Genomic DNA, 23,594 nt, shown 5'->3' on the forward strand with positions numbered 1-23,594 from the left:
TAATTGCTAAAAAAGTAGAACCTTTTTTATAGAAAAATACGATTGCTTTTAAAAATCGTCTGATGCAGCGATGGGAAAAAGAAACCTTCTCAAAGCGTTTTTTAGTGCCTCGCTCAAGAGAATTAGAGTGGAATATCACGCGTAGCATCATAGTTCAAAAATACAGTGTTAGTTAACGTTTGTCAAAAATAGTGTGACGTACTTATCAGCATTTTATTAACACATAAAATGCTAATCCAGCCTTTTTATTTCTACCCCGTAGATCTCGCTAAACGATTGGAAAGCCCTTTCATCCTCTGATTTTCGTGTTTTAAAAATCAGCCGGCAGCTTTCTTGAAAATCAGTTGTTACAATATCGTAATTATCCTGTTTTAGTTTATTCATTACGGTATTCAGCATGGCATATTCAAATTTAAGTTCATACTGAATTTCAATAAGTTTTGATATAATTTCGGCATTGTTCAGTGCTTCAACCGTAGCCTCCCGATAGGCATTGATAAGGCCGCTAACGCCAAGCAGTGTACCGCCAAAATATCGAACTACCACTACCAGAATATTGGTTACTTCATAGCTTTGCAATTGCCCTAAAATGGGTTTCCCTGCCGTTGATGAAGGTTCGCCATCGTCGTTGGCACGGGTACGAATTTCTTCGGTGCCCAGTCGCCAGGCATAACAGTGATGGCGTGCACTATGATGTTCTTTTTTTAATGCGGCAACCAAATCCTTTACTTCCTCTTCATCTTTTAAGGGATAGGCATACGAGTAAAATTTGCTGCCTTTGTCTTTAAAGTAGCCGGTACTTGGTGTTTCTATGGTTTTATATTGATCGTCCATTACAACATGAAATATAAACTGATAAGTGCTAAAACAACACCCGCAAAGTTAATTTTATTCAGCCGTTCTTTAAAAAGAAGGTTGCCTAAAATGGCTGTAAATGCTACAATTGCCATGTTATTCAAGGCGAAAACCAACGAACTTTCCAACCCTGATTTATTTAATGCCTTTATAATAAAATACAGTGAGCCAAAATTCACCACACCCAAAAGTGTTCCGAAAATAAGCGTTGCAGGGTTTAAACGCTGGCGGTACGTTTTGGTGATAACGGATACAATAACTCCACATATAAAGGCAACGATAAACACGAGAATGGTATATAATGATGTTTCACTTTCCGATATTTTTACAGCCTGAACGTATTTCACAATCGAATCGATTAGTCCACTTCCTAAAAAGAGAAACAGCGGCAAAACAATATAAATAAGGTTTGTTCGGTTGATCTCTTTTTTATAAACCGTTAATCCAATGGCAATTATGGCCGTAACAATTCCGATAGCTTTTAAAGATGAAAGCTGTTCGTTAAAATAGATCAGTGAGAATGTTACCGGGAAAACCAGCGATAGTTTATTGGCCAATGTTGTTACGGTAATCCCAGCTTTTTGCGAGCTGTAACCAATCAGGTAAAACATGGCAATAAAAAGAATCCCGAGGATTACGGCGAAAGGCATCCAATGGGGTAGTGCAGCCGGAGTATTGCCATCAGCAAAAGGTTGAAATAAAAGAATGCCCAGTAAACCGGCAGCCAAATAGTTTATCGTAATCAGCGATTGAAGTTTACAATTGTAATTTTTTGCAACTCTGAAAATCACATAGATCATTGATGATGAAAGGATGCACAGTATCAGATATATCATACGGGCAAAAAAAAAGGCAGGCTTAAAAGCCTGCCGGTATTACATTTTTAGTTTCTTTTCTATGTCTTCAACAAACTGTCGGAAATTCTTATCCGTATCCTTCAGGTTGTTTACAGTTTTGCAAGCGTGGAGTACCGTAGCGTGGTCTTTACTTCCAATTTGTGCCCCGATACTTGCCAGCGAGTATTTCGTTAAACTTTTCGAGAAATACATGGCAATTTGCCGTGCCTGAACGATTTCGCGTTTTCTTGTTTTGGTTTGCAGTGCATCAACCGGCATGCTGAAATAGTCGCAAACTACTTTTGAAATGTACTCGATAGAAAGTTCGCGTTTTGAGTTTTTAACCAGTTTGTTAATCAACTTGGCAGCCAGTTCAAGCGTTATTTCGCGCTTGTTCAACATCGACTGTGCCAGCAATGAAACCAATGCACCTTCCAGCTCGCGAACATTATTGGTTACGTGCGACGCAATATATTCCAATACTTCATCCGAAAGAGTAATGCCGTCTTTATAAATTTTACGACGCAGAATTTCCATACGAGTTTCAAAGTCGGGTGTTTGCAAATCAGCAGTCAGTCCCCACTTAAAACGCGACAAGAGTCTCTGTTCCATTCCTTTCAATTCAATAGGCGGTTTATCTGATGTTAAAATCAGCTGCTTACCCATTTGGTGCAAGTGGTTGAAAATGTGGAAGAATGTTTCTTGTGTTTTTTCTTTTCCTGCAAATTCGTGCACATCGTCAAGAATCAACACATCAACCATTTGGTAGAAATGTAAAAAGTCGTTTCGGTTATTATTACGCGTTGCCTCGGTAAATTGCGTTTGAAATTTATTTGCGTTTACATACAAAACCACTTTGTCGGGAAAATTTTCTTTTACCTGGATACCAATAGCCTGCGACAAGTGAGTCTTCCCCAAACCTGAGTTACCGTAAATCATTAAAGGATTAAAAGCTGTTCCTCCCGGATTTTGAGCAACGGCAAAACCAGCACTGCGTGCCAGTCGGTTACAATCACCTTCTACAAAATTTTCGAAAGTATTGTCCGGTTTTAATTGCGGGTCGATCTGTAATTTCTGGATCCCCGGAATTATAAATGGATTTTTTATTGTTGCTTTTTCCTCCGCTTTTAATGGCACAGTAAGTGGTTTATTTTGAATTTTGTTGTTGTTATTCGTTGGATAACTAACAGTATACGGTTCATTACTGTTTTTATTGCTTAAAACAACGTTATATTCCAATTTGGCTCCGTTACCCAAAACCATACGAAGTGTCTTGCGAAGAATGTCGATAAACTGTTCTTCAAGGTACTCGTAAAAGAAGGCACTTGGCACCTGAATTGTTAATACTTTATTTTCCAATTTAACCGGTTCTATCGGTTCAAACCAGGTTTTAAAACTGCTGCTAGGAACGTTATCTTTAATAACGTTGAGGCATTTTTCCCATGCAGATCTGTATTCGTTGTTCATTTACAATTGCTGGATAATGAGGTTCTACAAAAAAATTTCCCTAGTGGTATTCCGAGAACAAAAGTTGCGAAAAAAAAGTTAAAAAAAAAATCATAATTCTATTGGAAAAATAACTTTTGTCATAGTTGGTTATAAGTCAGGTATTTAAAATTTTAATTTTCTGAAATATTTATAAGTGTTTAAAAATCAGCGGTTTATTTTTAAGTGATTGAACGATAACTATATAGCTGGTGGGGTCTGGTAGGGTTGCTTTTTCGGGTTAATAGCTATCAACAATCGCCGGTTAATTACCGTATCTGTTTCAAAGCCTTTTTAAGCTTGATAAGTTGGCCGTTTTTAAAGGCAACGATACTCGATTCGGGAAATTGTAAACGTAAATTTTGATAGATTTCTTCTATCTCGCTGTACTTACTTGTTGCACCGGTTAAATAGTTATAAACATTCCCTGTTGTGAATTCTTCCACATCATCGATTTCTTCAAAAATTTCAGCGTCAGTACCCAATTGTGTTTTGGTTGAAAGCAGGTGAACTTTAAATACAATATCTTTCGACGAAGCATCGTCTTTGGTATTAATATAAACTTCTTTGCCAAAATCGAATGCCGAAACCTGGAGGTAACGTTTGGGATTTTGCTGAATATCGCCGATAAGGAAACCCATATTCTCCGAAAGTGTATTTATCGACTGGTATAATTCATCGTCGTTAAGCAACAGGCCGGCTGAATTATCATCGCTGTTCAGTTTCTCCAGTATATTTTCAATTTCTGCCGATGCGTTGGCCAGATTATTTAAAACAGGAGTAACTGAAACATTGGCCAGCGTGTCTGAAAATCGATTCAGGTTTTGTATGGTGGCCTCAAATTCGGCTGCATTATTTTTAAAAGTGGAGGTTAGCTCTTCAATATTCGAAACAATATTTTTTACATTTCCTTTTTCCGAGGCCATTATCTCCTGGAGGTCGGCAGTTGTTGCTTCAATGTTTTCAACAGTTTGGTTTATTTTGGCAAAACTGGTGGTGAGGTTTTCGCGTGCATCTTCATTAAAAATAATGGTAAGCACAGTAATGGCCGAATCAACAGTACTCAGCAATTCTTCTGCTTTATTTTTTAGCGGAAGTACCTGCATGCTTACCTGGTCTTTGAGTCCTGCTTCAATCGATCCCTGAATAGTATCGTTCGATTCATACAATTCGCTTTCGCCACTGTACACAATTTCGATCGAACGTGTTCCCATAATATCACTGCTAATAATACGTGCGGTTGATTTTACCGGAATTTTGAATGAAGAATTAACGGAGAAAGTTACAATCAGCCGCCCGGAGTTGTCTGGCGCAAATTGTATTTCGGTAACCTGTCCAACCTTATAGCCGTTGAGTGTTACATCGTTTGATTTTACCAGCCCGTCAATACGGTTGTAATACACATGGTAATAGTCGTTTTGTTTAAATATGTCGTTGCCTTTCAAATAGCTTAAACCCCAAATGAGTACGGCAAATGAAAAGACGATTAAAATTCCAAGTTTGGTGTACTTTGCATTCTTCATGGCGGAAAAATAAGATTTTAATGTAAAAGTAGCCAATTCCCGAGGGATTAATCACTGCTCTGATACCTTTTTTACCGAAATTAACTTATTATTTTTGAAAGCAACCACAAAAGCGTTGGGGTATTTCGGGCTTATTCGGCGTTGTTCCTGCTCGGCTTCTTCAATTGTTTTAAAGTTACCCGAAAAGTAGCGGTTGAGGTTTTGTCCTTCTACCCGAAAGATATTTTGTTCGCCCTTAAAATTGGCTGGTGTAGCTTCCATTTTTCGTGTTAAGGCCATTATTTGTACCGTATAAAATATATCATCAGTTTTTTGTTTAGGAGCCTGACTTCCGGATTGAGCCAATGGCAGTTCTGAGGGGGCTGAACCGGAACTTTGAATGTTTACTGGCTGCACCTCGGTTTCTGTTACCAAATGAAAACTGCTGCGTTGTTCGATAGCGGATTTATATTCGCGGAAAGCCCTGAAAATGGCATAGGCAAGTCGTGTTCTTCCGGCTTCGCTGCTAAGGTATTGCCGCTCGCCGTTATGACTGATAAAACCGGTTTCGATTAACACGCTGGGCATGGTTGTTTCGCGTAAAACCAGAAAACCTGCCATTTTTACGCTGCGATCGATCCGTTTGGCATAATCGCGAAATTCACTCTGGATACTCGATGCCAACATTACACTTTGTCCCTGGAACTCTTCCTGCATGGTTTCAAACATGATGTACGATTCGGGCAAATTCGGGTCAAATCCTTCGTAAGTAGTGTTGTAGTCGTCTTCCAGCAGAATTACAGCATTTTCCTTTTTGGCTACTTCAAGGTTGTCGTCGTTTCGGTGAAGCCCCAGAACAAAAGTTTCGGTTCCCTGCACACTTCGGGCACCAACCGCATTCACATGGATCGATATAAAAAGATCGGCCTCGTTTTTATTGGCAATTTCGGCCCGTTTATATAATGGTATAAAAACATCGGTGGTGCGTGTGTAAACCACTTTTACATCGGGGTAGTTTTCTTTTATTGTTGTTCCCAGTTTTAGGGCAATATCCAATACAATGTTTTTTTCAAGTACGTTACCAAACGACGCGCCAAGGTCTCGGCCCCCATGTCCGGGGTCGATTACCACTACCGAAATGCCTTCTTTTTGGTTTTCAGCCGAAAAAAGATTTGCTGAAAAAGATTGTACGGCAAAACAAACGCTACAAATGAACAGAAGTAATTTTAAACCTTGTTGTGTCATGTAAATATCTGATCTGTATTTTTATATATAAACATATAAGAGCGGAGTATTAGTATTTGTTCGGTATCATTTTATTTATTTGCTTTGCCCCGCTTACGGCTTATAAACGTAAAAATAGAAATATTAGCATTATTTTACATTTTATAGCACTTTAGTATACGCCATATTTATATTTTTGTGCAGCCAAGTAGATTTTGAAACGCAGAAAACATTTTGTATAAAATAATCATTACATATTTATTCCTGGTAGCTCCATTTTTGATTTTAGCTCAGGAACCAACCATTAGTGTGGCTCCGCAACAGCAGGTTCCCGATTCCATTTTGTCGGAGTATATCAGCGCGCAGGATACCATTTTAATCGATAGTACCGGTATTGACACCATGGGAATGGTAAAAGAAGAAAAGCCGGTAATTGATGCGCCCATTGATTATGCAGCCACCGACTCGATGATTGTTTCGCTCGATGGGCAAAAGGTGTATTTATATAACCAGGCAAAAGTTACTTACCAAAATATTGAACTGGAGGCGTATTATATTGAACTGGATTTGGAAACCAAGGAAATTTATGCCGAAGGAGTGCTTGATTCGGTGGGAGAGATGACGCAAAAACCGATGTTCCGGCAAGGTTCAGAAGAATACGAGTCGGAAACGATGCGCTATAATTTCGAAACCGAAAAGGCGTTTATTACTAAAGTTGTTTCGGCACAGGGCGAAGGTTTTATTCACAGCGACCGTACCAAAAAGATTGGCGAAGAAGTGTTTATTACCAAGGATGCCAAATATACCACCTGCGATGCCGATCATCCACACTTTTATTTGCACCTTACAAAAGCCAAGGTTATATCGAACGAAAAGATTATTACCGGACCGGCCTACATGGTTTTAGAGGATTTCCCATTGTATTTCCCCATTATTCCGTTTGGCTATTTCCCCAATTCGCCAACTTATTCGTCGGGTATATTAATTCCAAAATACGGTGAGGAGCAAAACCGTGGATTCTTTCTGCGCGACGGAGGATATTACTGGGCAGCAAGCGAATATTTCGATTTGGCGGTTCAGGGAGATATTTATTCGCGTGGTTCGTGGGGGGCACGTATGAAAACGAATTACAAAAAACGTTACAAGTTTGGCGGTAATTTTGGTTTTGAATATGCCAAAAACAAATATGGTGAGCAAGGTTTGGATAATTACTCGGTAGGCACACAGTATAAAATTTTGTGGTCGCACTCGCAGGATGCAAAAGCCAATCCTAACCAAACATTCTCGGCAAGTGTGAACGTTTCGTCGAGTGGCTACGATAAACAAAATGCCTACAACATGAACGATTACCTGACGACCACAAAATCGTCGAGTATTTCGTATTCACGAAAATTTGAGAATACACCCTTTAATTTTTCGATGAACCTGCGTCATTCGCAAAATACCAAGGACAGCACCATGTCGTTGTCGTTGCCCGAAATGACCTTTAACATGGCAAAAATTTATCCGCTCAGGCAAAAGAACCGTAGCGGATCGGTGAAGTTCTACGAAAAATTTGGTATTAACTATACCGCTAACTTCAGAAACTCGATAAATGCCAAGGAAAGCGAAATACTTAGCAGTTCGTTTGCTACCGACTGGAAAAACGGTATTCGCCATAACCTGCCCATATCGTTCCCCAGTTTTAATTTAGGTACCGTTAATTTTAGCCCGGGCATTAGTTATAACGAAAAATGGTACTTTAAAAAATACAACTACAACTATGTTGAAGAAGGTGAGTTTCCCGACAATCCTTCAGGCATTCCCGATAATGTTCAGATCGATACAATTACCGGACTAAACCGTGTTTACGATTATTCATACAGTATAAGCGCATCAACCAATATTTATGGTTTTTATGCACCACGAAATCCGAATTCCAAAATACAGCGGATTCGCCACAAAATGACACCTTCGGTATCGTTTAGTTACCGCCCCGATTTTGGCAAGGAGCATTACGGATACTGGCAGGAAGTACAGGTTGATGATGAAGGAAATACCCGCTACTTTGATACCAATTTAGGAGGTATTTATGGTGGTTCGCCCGGAAGAGGAGAATCGGGATCTATAAATTTCTCGGTGAACAACAACCTGGAAATGAAAAAGCTGGATACGCGCGATTCCACCAAAACCGATGAAGAACAGAAATACAAGAAGGTAAAAATTATTGACAACCTGAGTATTTCTTCATCGTATGACCTGATTCGCGACTCATTAAATTTGGCTCCGTTTTCTATTCGTGCGCGTACTACCGTAGCAGGTGTAAGTATTAATATGGGAACCACGGTCGACCCGTATATGGTGGATGAGAACTACAGTCGTATACATAAATATGCCTGGAACGAACGCAGTGGTATTGGTAAACTGGGACGTGTAACCCGGGCCAACCTTTCGTTCGGAATGAATTTTAACTCGAAAGACAAGAAAAAGGGCGACAATAACGAAGGCAACAATGAGGATGAAACTCCCGGGCCTCCGGAAGAAGTGCTTCCACCTATTTTTGATGACTATCTTGATTTTAGTATGCCCTGGGATTTTGGTTTCGACTACAGTTTAAACTATACCGGCGCAACCAGTGCCAGTAATCCGAATGGGCGGGTTACCCAAACTTTAGGTTTACGCGGAAATATTAGTATTACCAATAAATGGCAAATGAGTGCCATGACCAACTTCGATATTCAGGAAGGGGAGTTTGCATTAACCTCGTTCCGCCTGAACCGCGACCTGCACTGCTGGAATATGTCGTTTAACTTTGTGCCTTTTGGCTACCGCAAAAGTTACAGTTTTACCATTAGTGCATCTTCGTCGATGCTGCAGGATTTGAAAATCCAGAAACAGCAAAGCCACTACGATAACTTTAATTTCTAAGCGATAATTACACTGTAAAAACGTTTGTTTCTGTAGTTAGAGGGCAGCGTTTTTACGCAAAAATGTATCCTTCCGCATATGGAAGGCAGTGTTTTTACCAAAAAATGACCCCTTCCAAGTGCGGAAGGCAGTGTTTTTACCAAAAAGTGACCCCTTCCAAGTGCGGAAGGCAGTGTTTTTATAAAAAAATGACCCCCTCTAAGTGCGGAAGGATACATTTTTACAAGAAAATGCCCTCCTTTAACTGCGGAAGGCAATGTTTTTACAAAAAAATAAGGCCTTTTAAGTGCGGAAGGATATATTTTTAGATAAAAATGGCCCCTTCCGCATTTAACAATAATCGAAAATATGCATTTGTTTTCTTTCCATTAATAAGTTTTATTGGTTAATAGCCGGGCTTGAAAATTGGGGCATCTTTTGGTATCTTCACAGCAAAAATTTAATCAGATGAAACGTATTATAGCTACAGAAAAAGCACCTGCGGCAATTGGGCCATACAGCCAGGCTGTTGAGGTAAACGGAACACTTTATATTTCAGGACAGGTGCCACTCGATCCGGCAACCATGAAAGTTGTTGAAGGCGGAATTACAGAGCAAACCGAGCAGGTAATGAAAAACATTGGCGAGATATTATCCGAGGCCGGTTATTCTTTTTCCGACGTAGTAAAATCGACATGCCTGTTAAGCGATATGGCCAATTTTAAAGCTATGAACGAAGTTTACGGAAAATATTACAGCGAGACTCCACCGGCAAGAGCTGCTTTTGCTGTAAAGGAACTGCCGCTGGGGGTAATGGTCGAAATTGAAACGATAGCCGTAAAATAAGTTGATAGATGAATAAATCACTTCGCATCGAAATACTGAAGGAGAAAGACTTAGGTCTGATTAAAGACATTTATAATTATTACATCGCTAATTCAACAGCTACCTTTCATACCGGCTCGGTAAGCGAGGCCGACTTGAAAGTCATTTTACCCATAGGCGATAGCCGTTTCAGGTCGTTCCTGATTTACTTTGATAACGAAGTAGCCGGATATTGTTACCTGGGGCGCTATAAACCGCGTGCCGCCTACGACCGCACCGCCGAAGTAACCATTTATCTTAAGCCTGAATATTTTGGAAAAGGCATTGGCCGCGAAGTTTTGCTCCAGATGGAACAAAAAGCGTTGGAAGTTGGGATAGTTGTACTAATGGGAATTATTACTGCCGAAAACGAAGCCAGTGTAAAACTGTTCGAGCGAATGGGCTACGAAAAATGCGGGCATTTTAAACAGGTAGGAGAGAAGTTCGGGCGCATACTTGATGTGGTGGCTTATCAGAAGTTGCTTGCTTTATAATTCACGAATTTATCGATTTGCACCAGTTGAATAAAAGGATGTCTTCTTTCTGAAAAGATGACATCCTTTTTTCTTTGAAGCCCATGGCGTATGTCTTCAGTATTTCGTTACAATCAACATTTTAACGCCTCAAACCTAATTATTGAAGGGATTTGGTTGATTCCCTTTTAACTTTACTTTAAATCAGTTCATCCTGTTTTTTCAACATAGGTTTTCATCGCAAATTCCCTTATTTTTGGTCTGCTTAAAAAATTAGAAATCAATAATTAATAATTACTGAAGCCGGTTAATCGGTTAAAGTTTTGTTCCGGAAGGTTGTTTTCAATTTCCGGCTAAAAAATAAACAGACATGAGTATTAGCGCATTACAAAAAGAAAGGGCTAAATATCAGCCTAAGCTGCCTAAATCGTTAAAAGGCAATGTAAAATTGGTTGAGGGTGCAAAAACCGAATCGGTTGCCGACCAAAAAGAAATTGCAGAACTGTTTCCGAATACTTACGGAATGCCGTTAATTACCTTCGAAGCTGCTGATGCGGCTGCCGAAAAACAACCTGTTAATGTTGGTGTAATCCTTTCAGGAGGTCAGGCTCCGGGCGGACACAACGTAATCTCAGGAATTTTCGATGGTATTAAAAATATCCATCCTGATAGTAAATTGTATGGTTTCTTAGGCGGACCAGGTGGATTGGTTGACCACAAATACATGGAACTTACTGCTGATATTATCGACGAGTACCGTAACACCGGTGGTTTCGATATTATTGGTTCGGGCCGTACAAAACTGGAAGAAGAAGCACAATTTGATAAAGGTTTGGAGATTGCAAAAGATCTTAGCCTTAACGCGCTGGTAATTATTGGTGGCGACGACTCAAACACAAACGCTTGTGTATTGGCCGAGTACTACGCTAAAATCGATTCTGGTGTTCAGGTAATCGGATGTCCGAAAACAATTGATGGTGACCTGAAAAACGAAATGATCGAGACTTCGTTTGGTTTCGACACTGCTACAAAAGTATATTCAGAATTGATTGGTAACATTCAACGTGATGCCAATTCAGCAAAAAAATACTGGCACTTTATTAAATTGATGGGACGTTCAGCGTCGCACATTGGTTTAGAGTGTGCTTTAAAAACTCAGCCAAACATTACTTTAATTTCAGAAGAAGTTGCTGAGAAAAAACAAACTTTAGGCGAGGTTGTAGATTATATGGCTGGTATTGTTGCCAATCGCGCAGCCGACGGTAACAACTTTGGTGTTGCCCTTATTCCTGAAGGTTTGATCGAATTCATTCCTGAAATGAAAGTTCTGATCTCGGAATTGAACGATCTTCTTGCTGAAGGAACTGAAAGCGAGAAAGAATTTAAAATGTTGAAGAAAAGTCACCGTAACGAATGGGTGGCCGGGCATCTTTCAGAAACTTCTTCAAGTGTATTCAGCTCATTGCCATCAGGTATTGCTACTCAGTTAACTTTAGATCGCGATCCACACGGAAACGTTCAGGTGTCGTTAATCGAAACTGAGAAGCTGCTGGGTGAAATGGTAAAAACACGTTTGGATGAAATGAAAGAAGCCGGTGAATTTGCCGGAAAATTCGGTACTCAGTACCACTTCTTTGGTTATGAAGGACGTTGTGCTGCTCCATCTAACTTCGATGCCGACTACTGTTACTCATTGGGTTACACTGCCTCTGTTCTTATTTCAGAAGGAAGAACCGGATACATGGCATCAGTACGTAACACAACAGCTCCTGCCGATGAGTGGATTGCAGGTGGTGTACCTGTAACTATGATGATGAACATGGAAAAACGTCACGGACATATGAAACCGGTAATCCAAAAAGCACTGGTTGAGTTGGAAGGCGCTCCATACAAATATTTCGTTTCAAAACGTGGTGAGTGGGCAACAGGAACCGAATTCGTTTATCCTGGTCCTATTCAGTATTTCGGTCCAACCGAAGTTTGCGACCAAACTACAGAAACATTAAAATTAGAGCAGGCCTAATCAACTGCTTTTAAGTACGATATCTTAAAAACCTCCCTGAGTTAATCGGGGAGGTTTTTTTATTTGACCCCCAATCATCAACAAAAGGGTTTTAGAACGGTTCTTAATAAAAGTTAAAATATAGTACGATTCTTATCGTTTATAAATTTTTGAATAGTGATCTTAATTACTTTCGTTTAGTATTTAAATATGTAAAATCGCCACGAAAACAATTATCTCAGGTAAATACAAATATTTATTTGAGAAAAGGAAACATAGTCAGTTGATTCTCATTATATTAGATGTTCCGTTAAGCGAATGTGTGATAAATGAGGCAATTGCTTATTTATTATGGAAAACAAGATCAGATTAACAATACTCTTTTTACTGTTCGTATTTATTTCCCACGCCTCGGATGAAGCCACCGAAATATCGGGAAATGTTTACGATAAGGATACCAACGAGCCCATTCCTTTTGTGAACGTGTGGGTAAAAGGAACCACGCGGGGAACCATTACCGATATTGACGGACATTTTCTTTTGTCGGCAACTAATGGCGACGACATTAGTTTCTCTTCGGTAGGCTACCAAAAACAGGAGCTGAAAGTAACTGCACAACTGGAAATGCCGCTTAAAATTTATTTGGCACCCGATGTTCAGCAAATTAGTGAGATTAAGGTTAGGCCCGAAGAATCGCGAGCCAAAGTGCTGTATCGAAAAATAATGGAGCATAAAAAAGAGAACCGCGATAAAGTTGAGAATTATAACGATTACAAGGCTTTTGAGCGAACTTCGGTTTATATGGCCATCGACAGCACTTCGAAAGTGAACCGGATTATCCCAAATATGAATGAGGTTACCATGAAACTGGATGACCGCGATATTCGGTTTTCGCCTATATACATGGCTGAATTGGCAACCTTAACAAGCAACAATAAAGACAGCGTTGTATACAATAAAAAGGACGGTATTTTCCCAAAACTTAATCAGACTATTGAAAGTTTGATACTGCTGAATGTGGTGATCGATCTGGATTTCTACAAAGATCAGATTAATATTTTGGGACGTGGTATTGTTTCTCCGTTAAGTAACTCAGCCCGTTTGCACTACGATTTGTATTTAAACGACAGTACGCGTATTGACAGCGTTTGGCATTATAACTTCTCGTTTACACCGAAAAATAAATACAATCCCTTATTTACCGGCCGTTTTACTGTTGAAGGCAAAAACTTTGCGCTTACCAGCATTTACGCCTACGTGCAGGAAGAGGCCAATATCAACTTTGTAAATGGCTACCGGTCAAACGTACAATACAAGAAAGACGAAAACGGAACATGGTTTTACGATAACCAGCAAATTAGTCTGAATTTGTCGTTAACGCTGAATAAGGATACCGTGTCGAGGTATGGTTCGCAACGCATCGATCAGATTTCGAGCGGAAACTGGATGGTGAATAAAATAACGCAGTATTCCACTTCTGAGCATCTGGATCAGATACGTGGCTACAACTGGCGTTCACAACCCGAGTTTGCTACCAGCCTGATGTCGGACGGAACGTACGAACGCGTTGATAAATTGAAGGAAAACCAGGTGGTAAAAGGTATTGATGCCGTTGGAGGTATGGTGTTGACCAGCTACGTTGACCTGGGAAAAATTGAGCTCGGGCCGGTATTCGACATTTACAGTACCAATGCCATTGAGGGGCAACGCTTCTCGCTACCGTTCCGCACCGGGCAGAAAATGTGGGAACGTTTTACCGTTGGTGGTTTTTTAGGTTACGGTACCCGGAATAAGGAGTTGAAATACGGAATGAACTTTGGATGGCAGTTAACACAAGACGATAAGTTTATTTTGCGTGGTAATTATTCGGATGACTATAACCTGGTTTCGCAGGATAAATACCTGAGGTTTATTAAGAAAAACCCGAATACAAGAGGTAACGGTAACTTTATTGCTGCCATTACTTCGCGCGAGGAGAATCCGTACTTACAACAGGAGAAAAAGGCACACATTAACCTGGAGTATAACACCGATAATGTTATTCTTGAGGGTGGAGCTTATTTTTCTTCCAATCACAGTACGCCATCCATCCATTACGTGAATAATGGCGTAGATTATAAACATTATTCAGCCTACGGTGCGTTGTTTAATGCACGTTTGGCATTTGGGCAGTATTACGACCAGTATTACTTTATGCGTGTGTATTATATCGACCAAACTCCGGTTATTAACTTAAGCTGGGACATTGGTCAGGCTTATGTGCCGGGAGATAATACGCCTGATTTCGGTATGTATTCGCATTTTCACGGGTCGGTGGTTGGAAAAGTAAACTGGGGACCTACATTTATGCGTTATATGGTTAACGGTGGTTATTTGTTTGGCGATGCTCCGTACGATTTGCTGGATATGCCGGTTGGTTCGCAATCGCTCGGATTTGCTAAATACCGTTTTAACCTGTTGCACCAGGCATCTTTTGCGCATAACGTGTATACCAATGTTCACCTCGACTGGGTTGGCGGAGGAATTATTTTTAATAAAATTCCTCTATTTAATCGTTTAAAACTGCGCGAAATGGTATCGTTAAAAGCACACTATGGCGACCGTACAAGTGCTTATAATCCAATATTCGATCTTCCTGAAGCCTTTACCCAAGACCTCACACGTCCTTATGCCGAATTGGGATTAGGAATCACAAATATCTTTAAAGTACTGCGTGTTGAGTATATCCATCAGTTGGGCGGCACTTATATGGACCGAAGTTTTACCGATAACAGCGGAATACGTTTCAGGGCAGAAATGAGTTTCTAAGAGACCAAAGTGGTTTAATTCGGATCTTTTGCCCTTTTCCAACGTTCGCGAGCCAGCTTTTGCAGGTCGGCTACTTTGTCTGATTCATCGATTATTTCCAGTCCAAATAGTGTTTCAATAACATCTTCCATGGTAACCAGGCCAACAACAGTTCCAAACTCGTCTGCAACCATTGTCATGTGTTGTTTTTCCAGGATAAGTTTATCGAGCAAACCGGCAACCGAAAGGCTGTCGTCAACGAAAAATATTTTCCGGCGTATTTCCACTGCCTGCCGGCTGTGTTTGTCGGCCGCAATATTTTCCAGAATAGCATCTTTCAAAATAAACCCGGTTATTTGATCGGAGTTGACGCCGTAAACAGGTATACGCGAAAACTGGAAAGGATTGTAAGCCGTAAATATTTCTCCCAGCGTTTGATTTTCATTCAGGGTGAACACCACACTGCGAGGCGTCATAATATCTTTTACCCGCATGTTCTCTAAACGTAACAGGTTCTGGATAATCGATTTTTCCTCTTTGTCGATGGCACCGCTTCTTAACCCGGCATCGGCCATTGCTGCAACGTCGGCACGGTTCAATACACTTTTTTCACCTTCTCTTTTTATCAGATGTGTTACCCATTTGCTTAACCAAACAAAAGGTGCCAGTATAATCATTAAAACCTTTAACGACCGCACGGTAAACGGGGTTAGATTCTTCCAGTAAGTTGCTCCAATGGTTTTGGGTATTATTTCAGAAAGAATAAGAATAGCCAAGGTCATTAAACCTGCAATTAGCGACTCGTAAGAGGCATCAAAAATATAAAGGTTGATCTTTGCTGTTCCGAACAGTTTTCCTGCTTGTACACCCACTCCAATAGCACCAACGGTGTGTGCGATTGTATTTAGCGTTAAAATGGCCGATAACGGGCGGTCGATGTCGTCTTTCAATGAAGTTAACCGTTTGCCCAGGCTCGGTTTTTCCATTTGCATGCGGCTAACATACGATGGTGTTACACTAAGCAAAACAGCTTCCCAAACCGAACACAGAAACGAGAAAAGTATTGAAACGAAAAAGAAAAAGAATAGTATCGCCATATAACGTATAACAATGTTTATACGAAAATAGAAAAATAATCGGGAAGTAAATAGTATTGTGCTTAATCCATTTATTTGAATAATATGAGTTTTGACACTTGAGGAATCTGCTTATTTTGTTATTCTTGCAAAACAACTCAATCGGATTTTATGAAACAACGAATCCTGTCTATAGATATCATGCGTGGTTTAACGCTTTTTCTCATGCTTTTTGTTAACGATTTGTACATGCCCGCGGTTCCGGCATGGTTGGGGCATACAACGGCCAATTTCGACGGAATGGGACTCGCCGATTGGGTTTTTCCCGGTTTCCTTTTTATGGTGGGTATGGCGGTGCCATTTGCTGTGCAAAGCAGAATTAAAAAGAGGCACAGTAACCTGACAATATTTTATCACATATTGGTTCGAACACTCAGCCTGTTAGTTATTGGTGTGTTAATGGTAAACGTTTCCCGGTTAAATCCGGAATTAACAGGCTTACCTAAAAATCTTTGGGCAATTCTGGTTTATGTCTCCATTTTTCTGGTATGGAACAATTACGGGAATTTAAAGCCCTGGTTGGTATATCTGCTGAAAGGAACCGGAATTACCGGCCTGGTTATTCTTACAGCAATGTTTAAATCGGGCGGCGAAGGAGCAGTAACCTGGCTTCATACCAGTTGGTGGGGGATACTCGGATTAATCGGTTGGGGATATTTGGCCGCTTCGTTGGTTTACCTGTTAGTAAAAGACAAATTGTTAAAAATTGCCGGTTTTTGGGCCTTGTTTTTTGTGTTGAATATTTTAACGCAAATGAATCTGCTCAACTTCTTAAATCCCATGAAACCTGTTTTTGGAGTACTGCTTAGCGGAAACACGCCGTCGATTGTTTTGGCCGGATTGTTCTTTAGTGTTCTTATTCGGCAAATTGGTTTCGCCGATTATCAAAAACTAGTCAGAACAAGTATAATCATTGGAGTTGTTTTGCTCGTTGCCGGATTTATTCTGCGTCAGTGGTTTATTATTTCAAAAATACAAGGCACGCCAAGCTGGGCGATGATTTGTAATGGAATAAGTGTGCTGGTATTTGTTGCTCTTTATATCGTTATCGATTTATTTAAGCTCACCAAATGGACAGTCGTGTTTAAGCCTGCCGGGCAAAATTCATTAACAACATATCTTGCCCCCGATATTTTGTATTATTCAATGTGGTTAGGTGGAATACCGATACTAATTTACAAACAGTCGGAATATGCCGGAATTGTTATTCTCGGTTCCGTGTTGTGGGCCTTGGCAATGATAGGTTTTGCTGCGCTGCTGGCAAGAATTGGAATTCGACTTCGCCTTTAATCTTCGTGTTTAACGAAAAGGGTGATTTTTTGTTGGCTATCAATTCGTAGGGGTGTTCGCGACTTTAGGGCATAAAAAAAGTCCGGTTAAAAACCGAACTTTTCATCAAAGCAATATAATAACTATACTAGTTTTACATTTACTGCGTTCAGACCTTTTTTACCTTCTTCAAGGTCAAAAGTTACTTCGTCATTTTCCTGAATTTCATCTTTACATCCACTTACATGAACGAAATACTCTTTTGTTGATTCTGCATCTTTAATAAAACCAAATCCTTTGGTATCGTTAAAGAATTTTACTGTTCCTTTATTCATTTTATTCTTAAAAAAATTATGGGTGCAAGCTACGATAATTTTTTGGAAATAAATAACATAAATTTCGGGAGTTAACTTTTTAGTAGTATTCTACACTATTTCTCGCCAAACTATACCAATAATCAGGGCTGTGCACACCTAATTTCCTCAAACAGAAAGCTCAAAAGCTTAAAAATGTTGTTCCAGTGCTGATCTCCACCACGAGAAATAAGTGCTTTCAAGCTCGTGTTGATCAGGAAACGGATAAAACTTGTAATGCTCGTTTTCGCCAATAAAAAATCCATCTTCAATGGTTCGGTAGGGAAGTTCGCTTTGTCGTACCCGCAAAACTGTTTTGGTGAGCCTTTCGTCTGATTGGTGAAGTTTAATCAAACATTCTCTCAGGTGTGCCGGATTTCGATAAGGCAAATTCTTTATCGGAAGTAAAGGATCGTTTGCCAGGTCGTTTAACTGAAGTTCAACAAAAAATAATTTTGCTACAGAAACCGGTTTTGTGGTATCGGTTAAAAACTTAATGAACTCAGGCGGACTTAATTTACTGGCCACCATGCTGGAAAATGGATTGTATTGCTGGTACAGGTGAATGTCCTTTTTCTCCGGTGGCTGGTATTCAGCGTTGGAAATTTCGAGCACTTTGCCATCGTCGGTTACCAGGTAAAGTTTCAAAAGTGCTTCCAGTGGAACGGTTTCAAAAACGCGGTAAATGGAAAGATACACCGATCGTTTGGGTTCCCCGTTTTCGTACGGAACAAGTTTCTTATTCACATAATCCTTAGGTAATTCTGTTTTGCCCGGATCGATCTCAAAAAACACCGATTGCGATCGTAGGTTTTTCTTTGTTCCTACGGCCATATAGTTACCAAATTCGAAAGGATCTAAATGCGAAGCGATCAACGATTCGGGAGTGGCTACAAGGTAGTAATGTTTTTCCATGACGATATTTTTTAAATTTTAACGACAGGAAATCATGCAATAAAAGAACAATGGTTTTCTGAACGTAGTTTTCGTTTTTATGTACGTATTTTAGGGGGTAGGGTTTTCCGAATTTTATAAACTATGCTTGCAAAATCAGCGTATAAAAAGGGCAAACTAAGATAAACCAAACGACTATGTACAAAGATGTTTGATAATATGAAGGTATTATGTTCTAATAAAGGAATGAAAGATTATCTTTAATAACTTATAAAATTCAATACCGCTGTTATGAAAGGATGGTTTTACTGTTTGTCTGCCGCACTGTTGCTTCTGGTTGCCTGTAATTCAGAACCGAAAAGAGAAGCATCGGAAAATACCAGTGAAGAGAGCAGCGGTTTGGAAATCGTTAAACGGCCCTATCGCAATTCTGAGCAGATTGAATACGAAATATCGGTTGTAAAGGGAACATCCATCAAACATGGCCTTCAGAAGCGCTATTACCTGCACGGAAGTTTATATTCAACCATTCCGTATGTTGCCGGCAAAAAACAAGGCGTAGCTTACACCTATTACCAGGCAGCCTTAGACAGCAAACCACAGGTTTGGAAAGAGCAACCTTACGAAGCAGACGAGCTGCATGGCATTTGCAAGCGCTATCACCGCAATGAAACATTACAGGCCGAATACGAGTATAAAAACGGTTTACGCGCCGTAGGTTTAAAAGAATACACCGAATCGGGGAAGGAGATAGAGGAGCCCAAATTAATACTTACAAAACACCGCGTTGCCACCGGCGTCTTAATTCAGGCCCAATTAAGCGACGATTATGATAATGTTGATTATTACATTGGCGATCTGCTTGAAGGTAAATATATGCCTAAAAAGATGAAAGCCCTGCAGACAAGAAACGATGTTGGTGAAACTGTCGTGTCGCAAACCAGCGGAACCATTACAATAACCGCCGAATATTCTACCCGTTACCAGAACAGGGGAGTGGTAAGTAATTCGATTAACTTGTAGAAAGATTTTCAAATTACGGCTTCTTCTCCTCAAACAATAACCACTTCAATTCAGATGATACGTACTGCATTTAAAGAAATGACCGAACTATCGCTCGTTTGTAACGAGGGGTAAACTGTTTTTGCATTTGTAATGCATAATCTGCTGTCGTTACAAACGACAAGTTGCTGGCCCCTCGTTGCAAACGAGGGGCAGGAGAGGGTGTGGTGTCAAAATCAATTAATCTATAGAAGATTTCAAACAACGGCTACTTCGCCTCAGGAAATAAGTGCTTGAAGCCGGGAAATAACTATTTCAAGTCAGGAAATAACCACTTTAAGTTAAGAAACGAGTACTTCATTTAAAGAAATGACCACTTCAACTCAAGAAATGAGTGCTTGAAGTCAAGAAATAAGCACTTCAACTGAAGAAATGACAGCTTTAAGTCGAGAAATATGTGCTTCGACTGAAGAAATGGCAGGTTTAACTTGAGAAATAACCGCTTCGGATTAAGAAATATGTGCTTGAATTTGAGAAATACCGCAACTTCCCATAAACTACCCCTCGTTTGTAAGGAAGGGCAGAAGAAAGTGAAAGTATTTCTGCGGTAGTCTGCGTAATCTGCGTGAAACAATAATGGGGCAGGGCATTAAAAAAGCCACTCCCCATAAAGAGAAGTGGCTTTGAAATATCATTACTAGATACTGGATTCTAGATACTAGATTCAGTAGTAAGTTCTTGTTTACGATCCAAAGTCGTCGAACAGTACGTTTTCATCCGGAACGCCTAAATCGTAAAGCATTTTCTGAACGGCGTCGTTCATCATTGGCGGTCCACACATGTAGAAATCGATTTCTTCCGGTTCTTCATGCTGACTCAGGTAGTTGTCGTGAATTACCTGGTGAACAAATCCTGTTTTATATTTAATGCCCAGTTTATCGGCTTCAGGATCTTCACGGTCGAGCGCCAGATTAAATTCGAAATTTGGGAAGTTTTTCTCTATATCTCTGAACTGATCGTAGTAGAAAACTTCTGTCCACGAACGAGCTCCGTACCAGAACGTAACTTTCTTTTTCGATTCTTTAACCGTGTGGAACAAGTGGAATAAGTGTGAGCGCATTGGCGCCATACCTGCACCACCACCAACGAACATCATTTCGCTGTCGTTGTCTTTCAGGAAGAATTCTCCGTAAGGACCCGATACAGTTACTTTGTCGCCCGGTTTCAGGTTAAAGATGTATGATGAACAGATACCCGGATTAACTTTCTTAAATCCGTTGTTTGCACGGTCCCAGGGCGGAGTTGCAATACGAATGTTCAACATTACAATGTTACCTTCGGCAGGGTGGTTAGCCATTGAGTAGGCGCGGAATGTAGGTTCCGGGTTTTTCATAACCAGGTCGAACATGCCGAATTTTTCCCACTCTTCGCGGTATTCTTCTTCAATATCCATGTCCTTAAAGTTTACGTCAACTTTAGGTACATCAATCTGAATATATCCACCCGATTTGAAATCAAGGTTTTCGCCTTCAGGTAATTTAACCACAAATTCTTTGATGAAAGTAGCCACGTTGTGGTTCGAAACCACTTCGCATTCCCACTTTTTCACACCAAGTACTTCTTGTGGAATTTTAATTTGCATGTCTTCTTTTACTTTTACCTGACAAGCCAAACGCCAGTTGTCGTTTTGCTCTTTACGGGTAAAGTACCCGGTTTCGGTAGGCAGAATAGAACCACCACCTTCTTCAACCTGGCAACGGCACATGGCACATGTACCACCTCCACCACATGCCGATGGAAGAAGAATTTTGTTGTTACCAAGAGTTGATAACAGGGTATTTCCCGGTTCGGTTTCAATTTCCAGGTCGCCTTCGTTAATGCTAACCTTTACACTTCCTGATGGCGTAAGTTTCTTTTTGGCGAACAAAAGTAAGGCCACCAACAGAATAATTACACTCAGGAAGAAAACAACACTGGTAATAATTACAGTTGATTGTGCTGACAATAATATCATCTTGCTAATTGTTTTTTAATTCTACAATTTAATTCCGCCGAATCCCATAAATGCCAATCCCATCAAACCGGTTACAATAAATGTAATTCCAAGTCCACGAAGCGGGCCAGGTATTTGTGAGTATTCGATCTTTTCCCTGATGGCCGCAATACCTACAATTGCCAGCAACCAGCCAACGCCCGAACCCAAACCGTAAACGGTAGCTTCGCCAACGTTAATAAATGCTTTTTGCTGCAGGAATAACGATCCTCCAAGAATAGCACAGTTTACTGCAATAAGCGGCAGGAAAATACCCAGCTGGTTGTACAGCACAGGAGCAAATTTCTCCACAATCATTTCCACCAACTGAACCATTGATGCAATGATGGCAATAAACATGATAAAGCGTAAGAAGCTGAGGTCAACATTGGCAAATCCTTCGCCTAACCAAACCAAAGCACCTTCATTTAATACAAATTTCTCTAACAGGTAGTTAACCGGTACCGTAATTCCTAACACAAAAACTACAGCAATTCCTAAACCGGCAGCGGTACTTACTTTTTTCGAAACAGCCAAATAAGAGCACATTCCGAAGAAGTACGCAAATACCATGTTTTCAATAAAAATTGACTTAACAAATATATTAATCAGATTTTCCATTTGAATTTTGTTTTTGCGTTACAATTAATCTTCAATTAGTTTACGGTTACGGCTACGCTGAACCCAGATAATTACACCAACAACAATAAGTGCCATTGGCGAAAGTACCATCAGTCCATTGTTTTCGTAAAAACCACCGTTCGCAATGTACCAGCTGTCAGGGATTATTTTATAACCCAGTAAAGAGCCTGATCCCAGCAATTCGCGGAAGAAACCAACTACGATAAGAATAAAACCGTATCCGGCTGCATTTCCAATTCCATCGAGGAACGATTGCCATGGGCGGTTACCCAAAGCAAATGCTTCCAAACGCCCCATGATAATACAGTTGGTAATAATCAATCCAACAAATACCGATAGCTGCTTACTTACGTCGTACACATAGGCACGAAGTACCTGGTCAACCAAAATTACCAGTGCGGCAATAACAACCAGCTGAACAATGATTCGGATTCGGTTAGGAATTGTATTTCGTAACAATGAAATAATCACGTTTGCAAATGCCAAAACAGCCATAACTGAAATTGTCATTACAATTGACGGTTTCAATTGTGCAGTAACAGCCAGCGCTGAGCAAATACCTAAAACCTGTACGGTAATCGGGTTACTGTCGTTTAACGGATCCGACAGTAATTTTAAATTTTTCTTTGAAAATAATGGTTCGCTCATCTCTCTTAATTTTTATTCTTGTTTAAGAATGCTTCATATCCTGTAAAGTCGTCTTTCAACATTGCTTCCAGACCTTTACTTGTAATTGTACCACCTGAGATTCCGTCAACCTTATGCTCTTCAGGAGCAACCTGACCGGTTTTTGCAACCAGAATAGAAACCAATTCTCCTGAATTATCAAAGATCTCTTTTCCTTTAAATTGCACTTCAAAGGCTGAAGTTGAAATTTCAGCACCCAATCCCGGAGTTTCACCTTCGTGGTCGAAGTTTGCTCCGAAAATGGTATTCATATCGTCGCTAACCGAAACATATCCCCAGATAGGTCCCCAAAGACCGGCTCCGTATACCGGAAGTACATATTTTCTTCCATCTTCAGTATCGCATACAAATACCGGAAGTACCATTTCGTCGAAACTCTTGGCACGTTCCTTTTTCAGGTCGGTTGTGAAAGCGTTACCGTCAACTTTTTCGCCTTTTGTATTTACAAGAAACTCGTCAACAATTTTTTCAGCGTAAATAGCTTCTGCAGTTTCTGCAGTACTTTCAATATTTACCGATGCCAGGATATTTTGTTTTTTCTCTATCTCCACGTTCTTTTTCTGCGCTGGCTTTAACGCCATTGAAACCGAAGCAAGAACGGCAGCCACAATAATTACCATAATGGCTGCATATAAAAATGTGTAAGTATTACTATTTCTGTCCAT

19 protein-coding genes are annotated in these 23,594 nt (G+C 40.2%); 7 read left to right on the top strand and 12 right to left on the bottom strand.

The features are described 5' to 3' along the window. Window positions 1-231 precede the first annotated feature (231 nt). The 5 genes from ABZB17_RS04480 to ABZB17_RS04500 form a co-directional block, all read right to left on the bottom strand. Window positions 232-834 carry a YigZ family protein gene (locus ABZB17_RS04480; protein ID WP_372648294.1) on the bottom strand — a complete coding sequence of 201 codons (603 nt, stop codon included), beginning with the start codon at window positions 832-834 and terminating at the stop codon, window positions 232-234. Beyond that, window positions 834-1,691: an EamA family transporter gene (locus ABZB17_RS04485; protein ID WP_372648295.1), complete on the bottom strand. Its 858-nt coding sequence runs from the start codon at window positions 1,689-1,691 to the stop codon at window positions 834-836. The genes ABZB17_RS04480 and ABZB17_RS04485 overlap by 1 nt, the downstream gene beginning before the upstream one ends. A gap of 39 nt (window positions 1,692-1,730) precedes the next feature. Continuing rightward, window positions 1,731-3,158, bottom strand: a complete 1,428-nt coding sequence (gene dnaA, locus ABZB17_RS04490; protein ID WP_045030080.1) for a chromosomal replication initiator protein DnaA — start codon at window positions 3,156-3,158, stop codon at window positions 1,731-1,733. A 287-nt stretch (window positions 3,159-3,445) separates the two neighbouring features. Beyond that, window positions 3,446-4,699 (bottom strand): MlaD family protein, encoded by a 1,254-nt coding sequence (locus ABZB17_RS04495; protein ID WP_045030078.1) that lies wholly within the window; start codon window positions 4,697-4,699, stop codon window positions 3,446-3,448. Window positions 4,700-4,750: 51 nt separating this feature from the next. Further along, window positions 4,751-5,923: an N-acetylmuramoyl-L-alanine amidase gene (locus tag ABZB17_RS04500; protein WP_372648296.1), complete on the bottom strand. Its 1,173-nt coding sequence runs from the start codon at window positions 5,921-5,923 to the stop codon at window positions 4,751-4,753. Between the two features lie 213 nt (window positions 5,924-6,136). Here ABZB17_RS04500 and ABZB17_RS04505 point away from each other — a divergent pair, with 213 nt between their 5' ends. The 5 genes from ABZB17_RS04505 to ABZB17_RS04525 all read left to right on the top strand — a co-directional run bounded on the left by ABZB17_RS04505 (window position 6,137) and on the right by ABZB17_RS04525 (window position 14,935). Further along, entirely contained in the window at window positions 6,137-8,809 is a 2,673-nt protein-coding gene (locus ABZB17_RS04505) for a putative LPS assembly protein LptD (protein WP_372648297.1), read from the top strand. Between the two features lie 447 nt (window positions 8,810-9,256). Next, entirely contained in the window at window positions 9,257-9,634 is a 378-nt protein-coding gene (locus ABZB17_RS04510) for a RidA family protein (RefSeq protein WP_372648298.1), read from the top strand. 8 nt (window positions 9,635-9,642) lie between these two features. Further along, entirely contained in the window at window positions 9,643-10,146 is a 504-nt protein-coding gene (locus ABZB17_RS04515; protein ID WP_372648299.1) for an N-acetyltransferase family protein, read from the top strand. A gap of 349 nt (window positions 10,147-10,495) precedes the next feature. Further along, window positions 10,496-12,148 (top strand): diphosphate--fructose-6-phosphate 1-phosphotransferase, encoded by a 1,653-nt coding sequence (locus ABZB17_RS04520; RefSeq protein WP_303921161.1) that lies wholly within the window; start codon window positions 10,496-10,498, stop codon window positions 12,146-12,148. A 330-nt stretch (window positions 12,149-12,478) separates the two neighbouring features. Continuing rightward, the gene (locus ABZB17_RS04525) at window positions 12,479-14,935 is read left to right on the top strand and encodes a DUF5686 family protein (RefSeq protein ID WP_372648300.1); all 2,457 of its coding nucleotides are present in this window, start codon (window positions 12,479-12,481) and stop codon (window positions 14,933-14,935) included. Between the two features lie 14 nt (window positions 14,936-14,949). On the opposite strand, the gene ABZB17_RS04530 is transcribed toward ABZB17_RS04525, so the two are convergent. Further along, window positions 14,950-16,011 carry a CNNM domain-containing protein gene (locus tag ABZB17_RS04530; protein ID WP_372648301.1) on the bottom strand — a complete coding sequence of 354 codons (1,062 nt, stop codon included), beginning with the start codon at window positions 16,009-16,011 and terminating at the stop codon, window positions 14,950-14,952. Between the two features lie 150 nt (window positions 16,012-16,161). On the opposite strand from ABZB17_RS04530, the gene ABZB17_RS04535 reads away from it, so the two are divergent. Next, entirely contained in the window at window positions 16,162-17,340 is a 1,179-nt protein-coding gene (locus ABZB17_RS04535; RefSeq protein ID WP_372648302.1) for a DUF5009 domain-containing protein, read from the top strand. A gap of 122 nt (window positions 17,341-17,462) precedes the next feature. Here the strand turns inward: ABZB17_RS04535 and ABZB17_RS04540 are convergent, their stop codons facing one another. Both ABZB17_RS04540 and ABZB17_RS04545 read right to left on the bottom strand, forming a co-directional pair. Continuing rightward, window positions 17,463-17,654, bottom strand: coding sequence for a cold-shock protein (locus tag ABZB17_RS04540; RefSeq protein ID WP_038564982.1), 192 nt, complete (start codon window positions 17,652-17,654; stop codon window positions 17,463-17,465). A 168-nt stretch (window positions 17,655-17,822) separates the two neighbouring features. Continuing rightward, the gene (locus ABZB17_RS04545; protein ID WP_372648303.1) at window positions 17,823-18,587 is read right to left on the bottom strand and encodes a hypothetical protein; all 765 of its coding nucleotides are present in this window, start codon (window positions 18,585-18,587) and stop codon (window positions 17,823-17,825) included. 270 nt (window positions 18,588-18,857) lie between these two features. Between ABZB17_RS04545 and ABZB17_RS04550 the strand changes: the two genes are divergently transcribed. Continuing rightward, entirely contained in the window at window positions 18,858-19,589 is a 732-nt protein-coding gene (locus ABZB17_RS04550; RefSeq protein WP_372648304.1) for a toxin-antitoxin system YwqK family antitoxin, read from the top strand. A 721-nt stretch (window positions 19,590-20,310) separates the two neighbouring features. Here the strand turns inward: ABZB17_RS04550 and nqrF are convergent. The 4 genes from nqrF to nqrC are packed head-to-tail and all read right to left on the bottom strand — an operon-like array spanning window position 20,311 to window position 23,594. Next, window positions 20,311-21,582 (bottom strand): NADH:ubiquinone reductase (Na(+)-transporting) subunit F, encoded by a 1,272-nt coding sequence (gene nqrF / locus ABZB17_RS04555; RefSeq protein WP_372648305.1) that lies wholly within the window; start codon window positions 21,580-21,582, stop codon window positions 20,311-20,313. Window positions 21,583-21,603: 21 nt separating this feature from the next. Next, complete coding sequence (gene nqrE / locus ABZB17_RS04560; RefSeq protein WP_045030049.1) at window positions 21,604-22,221, bottom strand: NADH:ubiquinone reductase (Na(+)-transporting) subunit E; 618 nt, start codon at window positions 22,219-22,221, stop codon at window positions 21,604-21,606. 24 nt (window positions 22,222-22,245) lie between these two features. Next, the gene (locus tag ABZB17_RS04565; protein ID WP_303921143.1) at window positions 22,246-22,890 is read right to left on the bottom strand and encodes an NADH:ubiquinone reductase (Na(+)-transporting) subunit D; all 645 of its coding nucleotides are present in this window, start codon (window positions 22,888-22,890) and stop codon (window positions 22,246-22,248) included. 5 nt (window positions 22,891-22,895) lie between these two features. Next, window positions 22,896-23,594 carry an NADH:ubiquinone reductase (Na(+)-transporting) subunit C gene (gene nqrC, locus ABZB17_RS04570; protein ID WP_372648306.1) on the bottom strand — a complete coding sequence of 233 codons (699 nt, stop codon included), beginning with the start codon at window positions 23,592-23,594 and terminating at the stop codon, window positions 22,896-22,898.

Origin of the sequence: Draconibacterium sp. (assembly GCF_041583095.1) — a bacterium.
Classification (GTDB): domain Bacteria; phylum Bacteroidota; class Bacteroidia; order Bacteroidales; family Prolixibacteraceae; genus Draconibacterium.